Source organism: Arthrobacter sp. LT660 (assembly GCF_056172845.1).
The window spans coordinates 2,337,417-2,353,890 of record NZ_CM149651.1 but is presented as its reverse complement, the minus strand read 5'-3'; the positions used below and the strand labels follow the sequence as shown (position 1 = coordinate 2,353,890).

The window sequence follows — 16,474 nt, the reverse complement described above, 5'->3', positions numbered from 1 at the left end:
GGCGCGGCTAGGATTCCATCCGCTCGGCGATGCGGGCGGCGGCGGCGCGGAGTGGGCCGACGGCGTTCGTCGCCGCTTCTTCGCGGACGGTGATGACGTTCAGACACGCCTCGATGCCCACGGCCCGCGCGTCCAGCGGGACGGCGAGTCCATACATGTTCGGTTCGACCTCGCCGAAGGTGAGCGCGAAGCCGTCGGACCGCACCCGTGCCACGACCGCGGTTTCGCTCCCCGACGTGGGGCCCGCGGCAAGCAGCGCATGGCCGGCGGCCCCGCGTTCCAGCGGGTGGCGGCTGCCCTGCGAAAACGCCACGTGGTACGAGCCGCGCGTGGGCGCGACGACGGCGAGGGCCACGGCGTCGTCCCCCTCACGCACGATGAGGGCAACGGTCGCGCCGAGCCCGTCCGCCGTCTCGCGCAGCACCGGCAGCGCCGCCGCGTTGACCGCCCGCAGCGCGGCGGAGGACAGTGCCAGCAGGCCGGCGGCGCCGCGGTAGCGGGCATCGTGGCCGCGGTGCACCAAGCGCGCATCGGCCAGGGTGTTCAGGATCCGGTACGCGATGGTGCGGTGGACGCCGGCGCGCTCGGCCACCTCCGCCACGCTCAGGCCGTCGCGGGAGAGCGCCACGGCCTGCAGAACATCCAGCCCGCGCGCCAGCGTCTGGGATCCCGCGGTGCGGGAGGCCGGGCGCGGCAGCTCGACGTCGGGTTGCTGGTTCACGGCTCGATCTTCGCACATGCCGCAGGTGCCGCCCGCGCCCCGAGGACTATGCACGTTGGGGAATGTCCCCGCGCCGGTGGAGGGCTCCGCAACGGGCCGGTCGCCAGCTCGAAGCAAGCCCACGTAGATCTCGACGAAGCACGATGCCGAACTCTCCGGTTTCGACGAAGGTAGATGTTCTTTTTTGCGCGAATTGGAGCATCTACCTTTGTCGAAACGGTAAGTGGGGAGGGGCTACTTGCCCTCGGCCGCCAGTTGCACGGCGACGTCGACGATCATGTCCTCCTGCCCGCCGACGTAGCCGGCCTTGCCGATCTCCTCGAGGATCTTGTATGCGGGGACGCCGTAGCGTTCGGCGGCGCGTTCGGCGTGGATCAGGAACGAGGAATACACCCCCGCGTAGCCCTGCATGATGGACGCGCGGTCCATGACCGGCATGCGGGTGATGAACGGCTTGACGATGTCCTCCGCGGCGGCCATGAGGCCCTGCGTGTCGACGCCCGTTTTGATCTCCAGGCGGTCGAACGCGGCGGCCAGGACCTCGGTGGGGGAGTTGCCCGCACCGGCGCCGAGGGCCACGAGCGTGCCGTCGATCTGTTTGGCCCCGGCACGCACCGCGTAGACCGAGTTGGCGACGCCGAAGCTCATGTTCTGGTGGCCGTGGAAGCCGACCTGAGCGTCGTCGCCGAGCTCGGAGACCAGCGCGGAAACGCGGTCGGAAACGTCCTCGAGGATCAGCGCGCCGGCCGAGTCGACGACGTAGACGCACTGGCAGCCGGCGTCGGCCATGATGCGCGCCTGCTGGGCGAGGTTTTCCGGCGTCGTGCGGTGGGAGAGCATCAGGAAGCCGACGGTTTCCATCCCCAGCTTACGGGCGTGCTGGAAGTGCTGAATCGAGATGTCGGCCTCGGTGCAGTGGGTGGCGATGCGCGCGACAGAGGCTCCGGCGTCGTGCGCCTGGTTCAGGTCGTGGATGGTGCCCAGGCCCGGGAGCATCAGGACGGCGATCTTGGCCTGCTTGGCCTCGTCGACGGCGGCCTTGATGAGGTCCAGTTCCGGCGTCAGGGAGAAGCCGTAGTTGAAGGAGGAGCCGCCGAGGCCGTCGCCGTGGGTCACCTCGATGACCTCGACCCGGGAGTCGTCCAGGGCGCGGACGACGTCGCGCACGTGGCGCTCGGTGAACTTGTGGCTCATGGCGTGCGAGCCGTCGCGGAGGGTGGTGTCCGTCAGGCGGACATCGAAGATCGTGGGCACGGGGGTGTCCGTGGTGGTGGTCATGGCGGGCTCCTACTTGGTTTCGGTGCCGGCGCTGGCCAGCTCGGCGGAACGCTCGTCCATGCGTTGGGCGAGCAGGTCGGCGGTCCGGGTGGCGGCCGCGGTGATGATGTCCAGGTTGCCGGCGTACTCCGGGAGGTAGTCGGCGGCGCCGGCGACCTGCACCCAGATGCCGACGCGGCCGTTGCCGCCCCAGTCCTCGCGCGCGGTGTCGAACTGCGGCTCGACGCGCAGTTCGTAGCCGGGCACGTAGTCGCGGATGTTCTCCGCAGCCGTCTCGATGGCGGCGCGGATCGCGTCCTGGGTCGCGCCGGGCTCGGCTGCCTGGGCGGGGATGGCGCAGTAGATGGTGTTGCGCATCATCATCGGCGGCTCGACCGGGTTGATGATGATGATCGCCTTGCCCCGCTTGGCCCCGCCGACGACCTCGAGTGCCTTGGCGGTGGTCTCGGTGAACTCGTCGACGTTGGCGCGGGTGCCCGGGCCGGCGGACTTGGAGGCGATGGACGCGACGATCTCCGCGTAGTCCACCGGGACGACGGAGGAGACGGCGGCGACGATCGGCGTCGTGGCCTGGCCGGCGCAGGTGATCATGTTGACGTTCATGGTGTCCGTCAGCGAGTCGAGATTCACGACGGGCGCGAGGTACGGCCCGACGGCGGCCGGCGTCAGGTCGATCGCGTGGATCCCGGCGGCCTTGTACTTGGGGGCGTTGGCCGCGTGGGCCTTCGCGGACGTGCACTCGAACACGAAGTCGGGCAGCTCGTCCTGCGCGAGGAGCCAGTCGACGCCCTCGGCGGAGGTGGTCAGGCCCAGGCGGGCGGCGCGGGCGAGGCCGTCGGAGGCCGGGTCGACACCGATCATGAACTTGACCTCGACGTTCTTCGAACGGCGCATTAGCTTGAACATCAGGTCGGTACCGATGTTGCCGGACCCGACGATGGCGGCAGTCTTCTTTGCCATGGGGAAATCCTTAGGGGTTAGACGAAGTTGATGGTGAGTGAGCCGAGTGACCCGAAATCCGCGGTCGCGGAGCTTCCGACCTCGACCGGGAGGGCCTTCGTGAACGAGCCCGGCAGAACCAGCTGCCCGGCCTCCAAGGCCACGCCCTGTTCGCCGAGGACGTTGGCCAGCCATGCGAGCGGGGCGACGGGATCCCCCATGACGGCGTCCCCGGTTCCGGTCTCGCGGCGTTCGCCGTCGATCAGGAGCGAGCATTCGACGCCGGCGAGGTCCTCCACGGCGACGTCCAGCGGCGTCGTTCCGACGGCGATGGCGCCGCAGGACGCGTTGTCCGCGACAGTGTCCACGAGCCTGATGTCCCAGTTCTCCACACGGGAGTCGATGATCTCGATCGCCGCGTACACGGAGCCGATGGCCGCACGGGCCTGTTCCACGGTGACGCCCGGTCCCCGCAGCGTCTCCTTGAGCACGAATCCGAACTCGGGCTCGACCTTGGGCGCGATGAACGCACCGGCGGGCAGCTTGGCGCCCTCGTGGTGGACCATGTCCTCGAAGAAGAACCCGAAATCGGGGGAGTCGACGCCGAGCTGCTTCTGCATTGCCAGGGACGTCAGCCCGACCTTCCGCCCGGCCAGCACGCGGCCGTCGGCGAGGTGCCGCTCCAACTGGTGCGTCTGAACCGCGTAGGCGTCCTCGAGGGTCATGTCGATCACGCGATCGCGCAGCGGAGCCACTGGTTCCAGCGTCTCGGTCGCGTCGAGGAGTTCGTCCGCCAAGCGGCGCATCTGCTCGTCCCGGGTCGCCTCGTCGGAGTGGTTGGAGGTCCAGTCGGCCGCGCCGCTCTCTGCCGCTGTCGTCATGGCTTGAGCACCGCCGTCGTCACTCCGAAGCCTGCGATGTATTCCTTGATGGGCTTGTAGAACTCGTACGTGACCTCGTATTCACCGCAGGCGCGCAGCGCCGAGTAGGCCGCGACCCAGGTGCGGACCTCGTGCGAGGAGTGGCCGGCCGCTGCGGTCATCTCCGCCGGGATGTAGGCGTCGAAGCGCTGGACGTCGCCGGACTTGCAGGCCTCGAGGAACTCTCGGTCCCATTCGGGGTTCAGATCCATGATGTCCGCCTCGCCGCGGGCGAAGGCCTTGGCGGTGTCGATGGTGCGCTGCTGGCGAGCGGCGCGGGCCTCGGGAGTGGGGTGGCGGCCGTCCGTGAGGAACGCGCGCTGCTCTTCGGTCGCTGTCGCGATTTGCGGGACGGGCGGATCGTGGGACAGTCCGCCGGAGCCGATGAACAGCACCTTTTTGTCGGTGTCCTTGAAGTAGTTTCCGACGGCGGTGCCGAACTCGCGGATGCGGCTCATCTTGGAGAACGGAGGGGCCACGGAGTTCACGAACACGGGGATCACTGGGATGGTGCTCAGGTCGCCGAAGATGATTTCCATGGGCTGGACCGCGCCGTGGTCGACTTCCATCTTGCGGGAGATCGCCGTTTCGATGTCCTGGTCGATCACATACTGGGCGAGCGCTTCGGCGGTGTCGGTCGGCACGTTGAGGGGGCCGGACCACGAGTCGTAGTCGCCGGTGCCGTGCGCCTCGTAGCCGATGCAGAACGGCGGCATGAGGTCGTAGAAGAAGCCGTTGTAGTGGTCCGGGCCGAAGTTCACGATCAGGTCCGGCTTGAAGTCCGCGGCGAAGGCGCGAACCTGGTCGAACGCGGCCTCGACGGCTGCCTTGACGTCGGCCGGGGGGTCCGTGTGTTCCAGCAACGGGCTGTGTGACATGCACACGAGGGCCTGTTTCATGGCGCTAGCTCCTTTGGTTCGTCCTGCTTCAATTGCACACCCGGCGGCCGGTGGTGAACATACGCCTGTTCCGCCTAACGGAACACGGAGGCTACTTGCCGACGTTGCGTTCCTTGATCACGTACGTGAACGTCGAGTGCACAAGCTCCTTGCCGTCGGCGTCGCGGACGGCGACCTCGGCGACCGCGACGGACCCGCCTCCGCGCAGGATCCGCGCCGTCGCTATGGCGGGGGAGGCCTTGGAGTTGGACATGAAGTTCAGGTTCGACTGGACCGCCAGTGGGAACTGGCCCGTTCCGGCATAGGCCTGCATGGCCAGGAACGTGCCGGTGATGTCCGCTGCGCCGAAGAGGGCGGCGGCGGAGAACATGCCGGTGGCTTGGGACAGGGGCTCGGTCAACTGCATGCTCATGCTGATCGAATCGGAATCGACCGCGTGGGGCTTCAGCCCCAGCGTGGCCACGATGTCGTCGAAGCCAAGCCGGGCGGTGAACTTGTCGACGTACACGGTGAATTCGTCGAGGTCGGCGGGATGTGCCATGGTGGGCTCCTTGGCTGGTGGTCGGCGTGTGCTTGGTTGCCGCGCGGCGGGGCGGCTGCCTTCACCCTAACGACGCCGGCACCCGTCCGTTGAGGACGGGTGCCGCCTGACAGAACGCCACGAAACACGCTCTCCGCAGGGTCGGTCGCGAAGGCGCCAGCGTGCACGCGCGCCTCTCTGGGGGTTGAGCGACCTGATCCAGGGCAATTACCGTGTGGCCATGGCCAGTCGAATTACCGAGTTCGTTATCAACGCCGTCGATCCAGACGCACTGGCCGCTTGGTGGTGCACAGTCCTCGGGTACGAGGTTCTGGAACGGGACGAGGAGGGCTGGGTCGAGATTGGACAGCCGGGGCAGTCGGTCCTCGTTGCCGACGACCCGGACGCGGACGAGGCGGACCGGGCCGCGCCATCGGCGCCTTGGCAGCCCACGCTGCTGTTCGCGCCCGTAGCCGAGCCGCCATCGGGAAGGCCCCGTCTCCACTTCGACATCAACCCCACCGACCGGGATCAGACCGCCGAGCTCGATCGGCTCCTGAACCTGGGTGCCGTACGAACCGAAGTGGGCCAGGCCGGCGACGAGTCCTGGGAAGTCCTCGCCGACCCCGAGGGCAACGTATTTTGCCTCCTCGCGAGCCGTGTGCGGGCGTTGCGTCGCGACTGATAGGACGGCGCAACGGACCCCGGCATGACACTGGAGTCCGCTGCGCCGCCGTCGTGCGGGAAGCCGCGCTTAGGCCGACGAAACGGCAGATGCCTCGTCGCGAGCGGTCTGGTCGCGGGCCGCTCGGCCGCGGGTCTCCTTGGAGAGGTATACGGCGAGGGCCGAGAGGGCGATCAGGCCAATGAAGTACCAGGCGATGTTGTTGGTGCCGCCGCCGTTCTCCAAGCCGATGAGCCACGTGGCCAGCAGGGGCGCCGTGCCGGCTCCGAGGACCGAGCCGACCTGGAACGTCAGGGAAACGCCGGTGTAGCGGTCCTCGGTCTCGAACTTTTCGGCGAGGAAGGCGCCGATCGGTCCGTACATCGAGGCCTGGATGATGGGATTGCCGACCATGAAGGCCAAGGCGATCAGCCAGAAGCTACCGGAGTTGAACATGGCGAACATCGGGAAGACCAGCGTCACGGAGACGGCGGCGCCTGCGAGCATCACGGGCTTGCGTCCGTACTTGTCGGAGAGCCAGGCGAAGAACGGGATGGCGAAGATGTGCACGAACGAGGATGCGGTCAGCATCATCAGCGCCGTCTGGCGGTCGACGGCGCCCGATGCCACGACGTAGGGAACCATGAAAACCGCGAGGAGCGCCTGCATGAACAGCGGTCCGGCCACCGCGAGGATGCCGTATACCGACGAAAGCGGGTACTTCTTCAACACTCGCAGGATGGGGACGCCAGTGTGGATTTCGCCGGCTTTGCGGGCCTTGACGAAGTCCGGGGACTCGGTGACGCGGTACCGCAGGTAGAGTCCGATGATCACGAGGGCCGCAGACATCAGGAACGGGATGCGCCAGCCCCAGCTGAGGAACGCCTCCTCGGGCAATCCGGCGAAGAGCCCCAGGATCAGGGTGGCGAGGACAGAGCCGGTCGGACCGCCGGTCACGGCAATCGAGGCCGCGATTCCGCGGTTCTTTTCCTTGACGTGCTCGGCTGCCATCAGCGTGGCGCCGGCCCATTCGCCGCCGACGGCGAGCCCCTGCACAACGCGCAAGAGTACGAGGATCAGCGGGGCTGCGACGCCGATGGCCGCATAGGTCGGCATGAGCCCGATGCAGATGGAGACGATACCCATCATCATCAGGGTGATGAACAGCATGTTCTTGCGCCCGAACTTGTCACCGTAGTGGCCGAACAGGATGCCGCCGATGGGGCGGGAGATGTAGCCGGCCAGGAGGATCACGAAGGACAGCATCGTGCCGAGTGCGGGATCCATGTCGGCAGAGAAGAAGAGCTTGGGGAAAACGAGTCCCGCGGCTGCGGCGTAGAGCAGGAAGTCGTAGTACTCGACGGTGGATCCGAGGAAGCTGGAGACCAGCGCGCGGCGGGTGTCCTTCTTCGTTGATTCACCATGCGCCGACGGAACGGCCGTCGAATGCGAGGGGATGGAAGACATGGTTTCTCCTGAACATGCTGTGTGGGATTGGACCGGTGGGTCTGCCACAAGAGTGCAGGCTGTGATGACCGACACCTACACTGTGTGCCGAGGAGTGGAACGTTAATCCAGTTTCGCTCCTCGGAGGATGTTCGCCAACGTGGGCTTTCGCGCCACTCTTCTCATGCGATTTTGCGTGGTTTGAGGTGTTGGAGGAGTCGTGTTCTGCGGTGTTGGCCGCGGTATTCGATGAGTTCCCCTGCGGGCTGCCGGGGTGCCGGTGTGCCCGGGAGGGCCGGTGCTGTGGAGGTGTAGGTGTGGCCGGTGGGCGTGGTGGTTTGGACGGTGTGCCGTGCGCCGGGGACGGGGATCACGGACCAGCCGGGGGCTTCTTTGGCGTAGTTGCATTCTTCGCAGAGCGCTTGGGAGTTCTCCAGGGTGGTGGGTCCGCCGGCGGCGGCGGGGACGATGTGGTCGTGGTGGCGGAAGGGGGCGTCGCACCAGGGGTTGGAGCAGTCCTGGTCGCGGGCGGCGACCATGCGGCGCATCCCGGCGGGGAAGATCCGCGCCCGGGAGTCCATCGCCTGCAGCTGTCCGGTGGTGGGGTGGGTGTAGAGCCGGCGCAGCCACACCATCGACCCCGGTGGCGGGGCGGGTTGGATGTCGTTCGGCGGAGACCAGGTGACGGTCCCCTGCTCGGGATCCGGTTCTCGGGCCGGTCCGGGATCGGGTGGGCGGTGGAACGCCGTTCCCGGCCGGGCCGCCGTGCCACCGGTCTCGGGGATGGCGCCTCCGGCGGCATCGGCGGCATCGGGGTCGTCCGTGTCTGGCGTTTTCTTGGGGTGGAGGCGGATGAGGTCGCGGGCGTGTTGGGCGGGGATGGTTCCGTAGCCGTTCAGGTGCGCCGGTTCGGCGTCGGCCTGGAACAGGGCCCGGTCGGTCATGACGAGTTGGACCTGGACGTCGATGCCGTCGGCGACGGCCTTGCCGGTGGCGCGTTCGTAGAAGGTGTCCGCCATCCTCTGGCCCTGCCCGCGGGGGTCCCCGGCGGCGCGGAGCCGGTCCGCCTCCTTCGTGAGGGCGGCCCGGACGGCGACGCCTTGGGCGACCGGCAGCAGGGCGGTGACGTAGACCATCGTCTCCGGCGCGGGACGGAAGGTGACGCGGCGTTCGCCTTCGGCCTTGCGCGAGCGCTTCACGACCGCGGCCGGGTCGGCCGCGATGGCGATGGCCCTGGCCTTGTTCCGCAACGCCTTGTCCCCGACGCCTTCGAGCAGGTCCGGGTCCGCGCAGAGTTCTTCGTCGACCGCGGCGCGGTCCTGAACGGACAGGCACGCGGTCTCGCGCACCAGCACCGTGGCCCGCCACTCGCTCAACGCCCCGGTCTCCAACGCGGCCAGGGTGTGGGGCATCTCCGCCACCAGGGCCTTGCCCAGGGCCAGGTGCGCGGCGCCCTGGTGCGGGGACTCCCGCCGGGCCAACCCGATCTGGTGCCCGATCCCGTCCCCGCGCCTGTCCGCCGGGATCCCGGCGTCCGCGCGGGCGGAGCGCATCGAGGCGTCCAGCCCCGCGGCCAGGCGGGCCTGCGCCGCGCACACCGCGGACTTCACGACCTCCAGCCCCCGGATCAGATCCACCACCGCCGCATCCGAACGATCCGCGGTCCCCCGCCGACGGATCACCGTCCCATCCGACACATACGAACCCCCACCCCGTTCGGCTGGCCGCGAAGGAACGGTAGGGCCGCCGGTGCCGGCGGTGCCGGCGGGATCAGCCGGTAACCCGCTGGAGCCTTCGCCGCGATCGGCGCGCGAGGGCCGGCCGGCGGAATCCCCAGCGGCGGACTCCGCCACCAGATCCGCATACCGCATCCCGCCCAGATACTCCGCCACCGCACCCACCGCCGCCAGCTCCGCCGCGAAACCACCCGGCCCGCCGGAGGCACCGCTCACGCCCGGGGAACCGGCGATCGGGGAGCCTGTGCCCGGAGAATCACTGCGCGGGACTCCAGAGTCGCGGGAACCCGCTCTCGCGGATCCAGCGTCCGGGGAATCCACGCCGGACGGCGGCGGCGATGGCGGTTGCGCAGAAACCGAGCACGAACCGGGCGGGGGTGGCGGAGCCTGCGCCGACCCCGGCACGGCGTCCGACTCGGCCCCTTGCTCGGTGCCCCACTCGCCACCTGACCCGGTACCTGACCAGGCACCCGGCCGGGTACCCCGCTGCGGGTCCGGCTCCGGCGTCGGCTGCTGTTCCTTGGACATGACTCCACGCTACCGACCACCACCGACAAAATGGGAACAAATCTTCGAACGAGGAAAAGATTCCCATTCCAGCACCTGTGGAGGACGAGTCAGGGCGGAATGAAGAGCGCGGCGGCTCCGCGAGGCTCGGCAAACAGAGAGCGCGCTCGGAACTAACCATTGAAACCTCAAGCACGCCACTGTAGAATAGTTTCACATTCAACCAACGGAGATTCTCCATGCAGACCGCGACCACCGCCCATTCAGTCATCACGCCCGCGCTCCGCCTTGCGGCAGAGGGAGCGACGAACGACGACGCCGTTCAGGTACGCACCCGTGTCAGCGTCCCGTTGGAATTCGCCGACGGCTACGGCACCGCGGTGGACGTCTTCACGTTCACAGGCCTCTCCGACGGCCGCGAGCACCTTCTGCTCGGACTCGGCGATTGGCAGGCCGCCCTGACCCGTTCCGCCGCGGGCGGCGAAGCCCCGCTGGTCCGCCCGCACAGCGAATGCCTGACCGGCGACGTCTTCGGCTCCCAGCGCTGCGACTGCGGTCCCCAGCTGCGCGAGTCGGTCGAGCGCATCGCCGAGGCCGGCGGTTTCCTCCTCTACCTCCGGCAGGAAGGCCGCGGCATCGGCCTCTACGCGAAGCTCGACGCCTATGCCCTGCAGGACGCCGGCCTGAACACCTACGAGGCCAACGTCGCCCTGGGCCACGGGGAAGACGAGCGCGACTACTTCCCCGCCGCCCAGATGCTGCTCGCGTTGGACGCGGACCGGATCCGCCTCCTCAGCAACAACCCGGACAAGGCCGCCCAGTTGGAGTCCCACGGCGTCGCCGTGACGGAGAACGTCCCTACCGGCGTTTTTCTCTCCAGCGCCAACTCCCGCTACCTCGAGGTGAAGCGGGACCACACCGGGCACACTCTCGATCTGGGCCTGCCCGGCGCGATGGCCTACGGACGCGCTTCGTAGACGAACAGCTCCGTTCCGGCGACCTCATCGCCGTCGTCCGGGGCGGCGAACATGCGCAACACGCCGCCGTCGGACTCCAGCGCCACGGGGTTCCGCGTCATGGAGTGGCCCGCCGTCGACGTCATGCCCACGGGAACCTCGTGCTTGATCTCGCCCGTGGCCAGATCGGTCAGGGCGAGGCCGCCGAGCTCGTACGTTCCGCCGTCGGCCGTCGCCAGGTTCGTGACTCCCGAGCAGAGCTGGTGGCCCGCTCCGGCGTACTCGCAGTCCTGGTAGTCGATGAAGTGGCTGGGGTTCGCCGACGAGTCCACGACCTTGCCCTGCCTGTTCCACGTGAAGAACGTGCGCGATCCCCAGCTGACACCGTTGAGCTTGCCCGTGGACCGGTCCATGGTCACCCCGCCGACGTGGTCGTCGTGGCGCAGGCGCTCCGTCACCTCGTACGTTTCGGGGTCGATGGAATAGACGATCGACGCGCTGTCCGGGCGGTATTCGGCGACCGGAACCCAGACCTGCTTGCCGTCGAAATCGATGCCGCCCGGGTGGTAGATGGACCCTTCGCCGACCACGATGTCCTTGAGCAGTTCGCCGTCGCGGTTCAGCACGAAAACGTGCCCGCGGCCGACGCCGGCGGAACGGTCCACGCCATCGACTGGCTCCGGGTAGCGGACGGTCGGCTCGATGATCTCCACGCTGGACAGGAAGATCTTGTCGCCGACAACCGACATTCCCTGCGGATGGTGCGTCTCGAAATCCAACGACAGCTTGCGGGCCAGGCTCCAGGCGGTTCCGCGGTCGGTCTGGGAGAAGGCGGACGCCTCGGCCGTGAGCCGGGTGCGCTCGCTACCGCTCTGGGCGCGGTCTGAGTGGTCCGCCGGTGCGGCGGACGCGGCTGTGAGGCCCGTGGCGGCGACGGCGAGCGCGAGCGCTGCCGTGGTCAGTGACCTGGTGAATTTCATGCTGTGCTCCTGGGGAAGGCGCCTGCGCCCGGTCCCCACCCCGGACGGTTGCCGGACGGCAACACCCAGGGACACTATTCGGGTCGGCGAACGGCGGCGTGACTCGCGCGGAAATCCACGGTGAACGCCGGGCGGCGTTTCCGGATCCAGTCGCGTTCCGTTCGACGGCACAACGCTTCCCCACCCTGCCCGCACCATGTCAGAGTGGGCCGCACCCAGCAACAATGTGCCATAGGTTGCGGTTACCGGGCCGCGGAACAAGGCCGCGGGAACGAAACCCCGACCGCCATGGCGCGGGCGCACCCGCCCGAATCGACCACCGGGAGAACCCAGTGAACACCGAAAAGGCGCCGGACGGCGTCGTACTCCTTGAGCGCCGCGGCCCGGCGCTGGTCGTCACCATCAACCGGCCCGAACGCCTGAACGTCGTCAACACCGAGGTCGCCACGGCGCTCGGCGCGGCGTTTGAGGCGGCCGACGCCGATGCCACCGTCCGCGCGGTGGTGCTGACCGGCGCGGGGGACAGGGCGTTCACGGCCGGCGCGGACCTCGAGGCGTTGGCGGCGGGGGAACTGCTGCGGTCGGAGGCCCCTGGCGGCGACGCGTGGGGGTTCGCGGGGATCGTGCGGCACCACATCTCCAAGCCCGTCATTCTCGCTGCCAACGGCGCGTGCCTCGGCGGCGGGACGGAGATCCTGCTGGCGTGCGACCTAGTGGTCGCCGCCGAACACGCGGTCTTCGGGCTCCCCGAGGTCAAGGTGGGCGTGTACCCCGGCGGTGGCGGTGCCTTCCGGCTGTACCGCCACCTGCCCCCGAAGATCGCGTTGGAGGCGATGCTGACCGGGCGCGTCCTGGTGGCGGACGAGGCGGCCCGCTGGGGCTTGGCCAACCAGGTGGTTCCGGCCTCGGAGTTGTTGGATGCCGCCCTGGAGCTGGCCGACCGGATCGCGGCCAACGCGCCGCTGAGCGTCGCCGCGACAAAACGGATCGCGCGGGGCTTCGAGCCGGACGGGGACGGGCTGGCGTGCCCCGACGAGGACGGCGGCTGGGCGCGCACCTACGCCGAAGGACCCGGCGTCCTCGGCTCGGTCGATTGCGTCGAGGGGGTCGCCGCCTTCAAGGAGAGGCGCGCACCCGTCTGGACCGGCAATTAGGGCTTGACAAACCGCCGCGTCCTAGTGTTCGGAACGGGCGTTGGCCAATGGGTCGCGGCGGGTGTGTGATGTAACCGGAGCACATCGCGCCACCTGGCGCGGATCCGCGCTCCGCTCGTACGACAGTCCCCGTCAGAAGGAAGCATTCCGATGAGCACCACGGACTCCTGCCCGTCGAAGGCCAACCCCGCCATCGGCAGGCTTCCCCGGCCGGAATCGATGGCAACCAACATCGACGTCTCCACGCTCGTGGATGCCGACGGCGGCATGATCGACCGCTCCATCTATACGGACCAGGGCATCTACGGTCAGGAGATGCGGCGCGTCTTCGCCCGCAGCTGGCTGTTCCTGGCCCACGAGAGCCAGTTCAAGAAGCCCGGCGACTTCTTCACCACCTTCATGGGCGAGGACCCGGTCATCGTCACGATGGACAAGACGAAGACCATCCGCGCCTACCTGAACTCCTGCCGGCACCGCGGCGTGCGGCTCTGCCGGGCCGACGCCGGCGCCACCAAGATGTTCACCTGCACCTACCACGGCTGGTCCTTCGACCTGGCCGGCGCGCTGCAGTCCGTGCCCAACGAGACCGCCTACCCGGAGGACTTCGACCGCAAGGATTGGAGCCTCATCGACGTGCCCAGCCTGGCCATCTACAAGGGCCTGATCTTCGGCAACTGGGACCCCAACGCGGAACCCCTCGAGGACAACCTGGGGGACATGCGCTACTACATGGACGCGATGCTGGACCGCGACCCCGAGGGCACCGAGGTCATGGGCGGCGTCATGAAGTGGGAGCTGGAGGGCAACTGGAAGCTCGCCGCCGAGCAGTTCGCCACCGACTGGTACCACGTGAACATGTCCCACGCCTCGGCGCTGATGGTCATGTCTCCCACCGGCCGCGGGCCCAAGGCGGAGATCGTCGCCACCCCCGGGCGCCAGTTCGTGGCCCCCAACGGCCACGGCGCCGGCTTCCCCACGCACCCCAAGTCCCGGTTCGACGCCGGCCCGGTCCATGAGTACTACGACTACCCGGCGCTGCGCGAACGGCTCGGGGACGCCGCCGTCGAAGGACCGATGACCACGGGCCACGCGACCGTGTTCCCGAACTTCTCCTACCTGCCGATCAACGGATCCATCCGCGTCTGGCACCCCAAGGGCCCGGACAAGATCGAGGTCTGGGCCTGGGTCCTGGTGGACAAGTCCATGCCGGACGAGGTCAAGGACGCACAGCGCCTCTACAACCTGCGCACCTTCGGACCCTCGGGCATCTTCGAGGCGGACGACGGCGAGAACTGGTCCGAGGTTCAGGCGATCTCCCACGGTTTCGTCACCAACCGCGTCCCGCTGAACTTCCAAATGGGGATCGGCAGCGAACGCGAGGACGGCGTCTACCCCGGCCAGACCTCGGAACTCTATTCCGACGCCGCCGGCCGCGCCTTCTACAGCCACTGGGCGGGGCTTATGAACGAACCGGCCTGGCACGAGAACATGGGCAAGTAACCAATACCACCAGCCAAGGAGCAGGACCATGAGCGAAGCAATCAACGTGGGCAGCGTCGACGACATCGACGAGGGCGAGGCGAAGGTCGTGCCCGGCGACGAAAACGGCACCGGCGAGGACATCGCGGTGTTCCACGCCGAGGACGGCAACTTCTACGCGCTGAACGACGAGTGCACCCACGAGACCGCGTCGCTGGCGGACGGCTGGATCGAGGGCACCGAGGTCGAGTGCCCCGTGCACTCCGCCAAGTTCTGCCTCAAGTCCGGCGCGGCCATGTGCATGCCCGCGACCGTCGCGGCGCGCACCCACAAGGTGGTCGTCGAGGACGGCGAGGTCCTGCTGTATCCGAACGAAGGCGCCGACAATGCCTCTTGACTCGGTCACCATCGTCGGCGGCGGGATGGCCGGCTTCACCACGGCCAAGGAGCTGCGCTCCCGCGGGTACACCGGCTCCCTGGCCATCATCGACCCCGAGGGCCTGCCCTACGACCGCCCGCCGCTGAGCAAGGACTACCTTCTGGGCAGCCGCAGCAGCGAGCAGATCCTGCTTTCGGCCGCGGCCTGGTTCGAGGAACACCACGTCGAGGTCGTCACGGGCCGGGCCGTCGCGCTGCGGCCGGACGCCGGAGTCGTGGTCCTGGAGGACGGGACCGAGCGCGCCGCGGACCGGATCGTGCTGGCCACCGGCGGGTCCGCCCGCCGCCTGGACATCCCGGGCGGGGACCTGGAATCCGTCCTGGAGCTGCGCAACCGCGCCGACGCCGACAAGCTGCGCGGTCTGCTGAAGCCCGGCGTCCGGCTCGCGATCATCGGGGCCGGCCTGATCGGCGCCGAGACCGCGTCCTCGGCCATCGCGCTGGGCGCCGACGTCACGCTGATCGATCCCGTCGACCCGCCACTGGTCCCCGCCGTCGGCCCGGAACTCGCCGGACGCCTGCACCGCATGCACACCGAGCGCGGAGTCCGCCTGGTCACGGGCATCCCCGCGGCCATCACGGTGGACGACGCCGGGCACCACGTAGGGATGGACGACGGCTCAACGATCGATGCCGACCTGGTCCTGGTGGGCATCGGAATCGTTCCGGAGACGGCGCTGGCGGCCTCCGCGGGCCTGGACATCGAGAACGGGACGCTGGTCGACGAGCACCAGCGCACCACCCACCCGTTGGTCTACTCCGTGGGCGACTCGTCCCGGACGCGGTTGCCCGATGGCACGCTGTTGCGCCGAGCGGAGCATTGGGAACACGCCATGAACACCGGAACGACGGCGGCCGCCTCGCTCCTCGGGCAGGACCTGCCCGCGCACGGCGCCTCCTGGTTCTGGTCCGACCGCCACGGCGTGCACGTCGAGGGCGTCGGCTCGATGCTCGGCGAGGGCAGCGTGGTGCTCCGCGAGCGCGACGGCGTCCCGCTGGCCAGCTTCCGGCTGGACCCGGACGGATACATGGGAGGGTGCGCCGCGATCGACGGCGGCCTGACCGTGCGCGCGGCCCGCCGCATCATCGACCGCAGGATCCTGGTGGATCCCGCGAAGCTGGCGGACCCGGACATCGACCTCAAGAAACTCGCCCGCTAACCCCGATCCCATCGATCCCCTCCAAGAAACGCGAGCCGAAACCATGACCGAAAACGTGGCCCCCATGGCGGGGCTGGACACAGCCGCACCGGACAACACCACATCGGACAAGGGCGCGCCGAAGACCGACGAGTTGGACGGCCGCCTGGTCGACTCCGAGCTGTCCTACCGCGTCCAGCAGTTCTACTTCCGCGAAGCCGAGCTTCTGGACGACGGCCGCTTCGCCGACTGGCTCGAGGTGTTCGACGACGACCTCTTTTATTGGGCCCCGCTGCGCACCAACCGGCTCCGCCGGCAGGCGGCGCTGTCCATCGGGCGCGAGGGAGAGGCCGCCTACTTCGACGAGACCAAGGAATCCCTGGCCTGGCGCATCCGCCGCTACGACTCCGGCATGGCCTGGGCCGAGGATCCGCCATCGCGGACCCGCCACCTGATCTCCAACGTCACCGTCCACCACCAGGGCGACGGCACCCTGAGCGCGCGCTGCGCCTTCCTGGTCTACCGCAACCGCCTGCAAACGGAAACGGACATCTACGCCGGCGGACGGACGGACATCCTGCGCATCCAGCCCGACGGCGGATTCCGCGTCGCGCGCCGAGAGATCCTCTTCGACGCCAATGTCCTCCAGGCGAAAAACCTCAGCACGTTCTTCTAGCCGCACCGTTCACCACGAGAGG

At 68.7% G+C, this 16,474-nt stretch carries 16 protein-coding genes; 7 read left to right on the top strand and 9 right to left on the bottom strand.

Features of this window, described 5'->3' with window-relative positions; translation table 11 throughout:
• Positions 1 to 7: 7 nt before the first annotated feature.
• The 6 genes from AC0QSG_RS10875 to AC0QSG_RS10850 form a co-directional block, all read right to left on the bottom strand.
• Positions 8 to 721 carry an IclR family transcriptional regulator gene (locus AC0QSG_RS10875; protein ID WP_475375383.1) on the bottom strand — a complete coding sequence of 238 codons (714 nt, stop codon included), beginning with the start codon at positions 719 to 721 and terminating at the stop codon, positions 8 to 10.
• A gap of 234 nt (positions 722 to 955) precedes the next feature.
• Complete coding sequence (gene dmpG, locus AC0QSG_RS10870; RefSeq protein WP_475375382.1) at positions 956 to 1,999, bottom strand: 4-hydroxy-2-oxovalerate aldolase; 1,044 nt, start codon at positions 1,997 to 1,999, stop codon at positions 956 to 958.
• 9 nt (positions 2,000 to 2,008) lie between these two features.
• Entirely contained in the window at positions 2,009 to 2,959 is a 951-nt protein-coding gene (locus tag AC0QSG_RS10865; protein ID WP_475375381.1) for an acetaldehyde dehydrogenase (acetylating), read from the bottom strand.
• Positions 2,960 to 2,976: 17 nt separating this feature from the next.
• Positions 2,977 to 3,819: a 2-keto-4-pentenoate hydratase gene (locus tag AC0QSG_RS10860; protein ID WP_435728957.1), complete on the bottom strand. Its 843-nt coding sequence runs from the start codon at positions 3,817 to 3,819 to the stop codon at positions 2,977 to 2,979.
• The gene (locus AC0QSG_RS10855; protein ID WP_475375380.1) at positions 3,816 to 4,757 is read right to left on the bottom strand and encodes a 3-carboxyethylcatechol 2,3-dioxygenase; all 942 of its coding nucleotides are present in this window, start codon (positions 4,755 to 4,757) and stop codon (positions 3,816 to 3,818) included. The genes AC0QSG_RS10860 and AC0QSG_RS10855 overlap by 4 nt, the downstream gene beginning before the upstream one ends.
• Before the next feature lie 91 nt (positions 4,758 to 4,848).
• A complete protein-coding gene (locus AC0QSG_RS10850; protein ID WP_435728959.1) occupies positions 4,849 to 5,298 on the bottom strand; it encodes a PaaI family thioesterase in 450 nt (149 codons plus the stop codon).
• Between the two features lie 220 nt (positions 5,299 to 5,518).
• On the opposite strand from AC0QSG_RS10850, the gene AC0QSG_RS10845 reads away from it, so the two are divergent.
• Positions 5,519 to 5,962 (top strand): VOC family protein, encoded by a 444-nt coding sequence (locus AC0QSG_RS10845; protein WP_475375379.1) that lies wholly within the window; start codon positions 5,519 to 5,521, stop codon positions 5,960 to 5,962.
• 69 nt (positions 5,963 to 6,031) lie between these two features.
• Here the strand turns inward: AC0QSG_RS10845 and AC0QSG_RS10840 are convergent, their stop codons facing one another.
• Positions 6,032 to 7,408: an MFS transporter gene (locus tag AC0QSG_RS10840; protein WP_475375378.1), complete on the bottom strand. Its 1,377-nt coding sequence runs from the start codon at positions 7,406 to 7,408 to the stop codon at positions 6,032 to 6,034.
• 161 nt (positions 7,409 to 7,569) lie between these two features.
• Entirely contained in the window at positions 7,570 to 9,339 is a 1,770-nt protein-coding gene (locus tag AC0QSG_RS10835) for an HNH endonuclease (RefSeq protein WP_475375377.1), read from the bottom strand.
• Positions 9,340 to 9,869: 530 nt separating this feature from the next.
• Here AC0QSG_RS10835 and AC0QSG_RS10830 point away from each other — a divergent pair.
• Positions 9,870 to 10,607: a GTP cyclohydrolase II gene (locus AC0QSG_RS10830; RefSeq protein WP_475375376.1), complete on the top strand. Its 738-nt coding sequence runs from the start codon at positions 9,870 to 9,872 to the stop codon at positions 10,605 to 10,607.
• Here the strand turns inward: AC0QSG_RS10830 and AC0QSG_RS10825 are convergent.
• A complete protein-coding gene (locus tag AC0QSG_RS10825) occupies positions 10,589 to 11,566 on the bottom strand; it encodes a DUF6454 family protein (protein WP_475375375.1) in 978 nt (325 codons plus the stop codon). The genes AC0QSG_RS10830 and AC0QSG_RS10825 overlap by 19 nt on opposite strands.
• Before the next feature lie 332 nt (positions 11,567 to 11,898).
• Here AC0QSG_RS10825 and AC0QSG_RS10820 point away from each other — a divergent pair, with 332 nt between their 5' ends.
• The 5 genes from AC0QSG_RS10820 (at position 11,899) to AC0QSG_RS10800 (ending at position 16,452) form a co-directional block, all read left to right on the top strand.
• The gene (locus tag AC0QSG_RS10820) at positions 11,899 to 12,720 is read left to right on the top strand and encodes an enoyl-CoA hydratase-related protein (protein ID WP_435728078.1); all 822 of its coding nucleotides are present in this window, start codon (positions 11,899 to 11,901) and stop codon (positions 12,718 to 12,720) included.
• Between the two features lie 150 nt (positions 12,721 to 12,870).
• Positions 12,871 to 14,220 carry an aromatic ring-hydroxylating oxygenase subunit alpha gene (locus AC0QSG_RS10815; protein WP_435728079.1) on the top strand — a complete coding sequence of 450 codons (1,350 nt, stop codon included), beginning with the start codon at positions 12,871 to 12,873 and terminating at the stop codon, positions 14,218 to 14,220.
• Positions 14,221 to 14,248: 28 nt separating this feature from the next.
• Positions 14,249 to 14,596, top strand: a complete 348-nt coding sequence (locus tag AC0QSG_RS10810) for a bifunctional 3-phenylpropionate/cinnamic acid dioxygenase ferredoxin subunit (RefSeq protein ID WP_475375374.1) — start codon at positions 14,249 to 14,251, stop codon at positions 14,594 to 14,596.
• On the top strand, positions 14,586 to 15,797 hold the full coding sequence (locus tag AC0QSG_RS10805) for an FAD-dependent oxidoreductase (RefSeq protein ID WP_475375373.1): 1,212 nt from the start codon (positions 14,586 to 14,588) through the stop codon (positions 15,795 to 15,797). Before AC0QSG_RS10810 ends, AC0QSG_RS10805 begins: the two co-directional genes overlap by 11 nt.
• 43 nt (positions 15,798 to 15,840) lie before the next feature.
• Entirely contained in the window at positions 15,841 to 16,452 is a 612-nt protein-coding gene (locus AC0QSG_RS10800) for an aromatic-ring-hydroxylating dioxygenase subunit beta (RefSeq protein WP_475375372.1), read from the top strand.
• The last annotated feature ends 22 nt before the right edge of the window (positions 16,453 to 16,474 follow it).

Bases quoted from the DNA above. Each gene is read 5' to 3' on its own strand.
- dmpG (WP_475375382.1), bottom strand. From the start codon at position 1,999: ATGACCACCACCACGGACACCCCCGTGCCCACGATCTTCGATGTCCGC.
- AC0QSG_RS10865 (WP_475375381.1), bottom strand. From the start codon at position 2,959: ATGGCAAAGAAGACTGCCGCCATCGTCGGGTCCGGCAACATCGGTACC.
- AC0QSG_RS10860 (WP_435728957.1), bottom strand. From the start codon at position 3,819: ATGACGACAGCGGCAGAGAGCGGCGCGGCCGACTGGACCTCCAACCAC.
- AC0QSG_RS10855 (WP_475375380.1), bottom strand. From the start codon at position 4,757: ATGAAACAGGCCCTCGTGTGCATGTCACACAGCCCGTTGCTGGAACAC.
- AC0QSG_RS10850 (WP_435728959.1), bottom strand. From the start codon at position 5,298: ATGGCACATCCCGCCGACCTCGACGAATTCACCGTGTACGTCGACAAG.
- AC0QSG_RS10845 (WP_475375379.1), top strand. From the start codon at position 5,519: ATGGCCAGTCGAATTACCGAGTTCGTTATCAACGCCGTCGATCCAGAC.
- AC0QSG_RS10840 (WP_475375378.1), bottom strand. From the start codon at position 7,408: ATGTCTTCCATCCCCTCGCATTCGACGGCCGTTCCGTCGGCGCATGGT.
- AC0QSG_RS10830 (WP_475375376.1), top strand. From the start codon at position 9,870: ATGCAGACCGCGACCACCGCCCATTCAGTCATCACGCCCGCGCTCCGC.
- AC0QSG_RS10825 (WP_475375375.1), bottom strand. From the start codon at position 11,566: ATGAAATTCACCAGGTCACTGACCACGGCAGCGCTCGCGCTCGCCGTC.
- AC0QSG_RS10815 (WP_435728079.1), top strand. From the start codon at position 12,871: ATGAGCACCACGGACTCCTGCCCGTCGAAGGCCAACCCCGCCATCGGC.
- AC0QSG_RS10810 (WP_475375374.1), top strand. From the start codon at position 14,249: ATGAGCGAAGCAATCAACGTGGGCAGCGTCGACGACATCGACGAGGGC.
- AC0QSG_RS10805 (WP_475375373.1), top strand. From the start codon at position 14,586: ATGCCTCTTGACTCGGTCACCATCGTCGGCGGCGGGATGGCCGGCTTC.
- AC0QSG_RS10800 (WP_475375372.1), top strand. From the start codon at position 15,841: ATGACCGAAAACGTGGCCCCCATGGCGGGGCTGGACACAGCCGCACCG.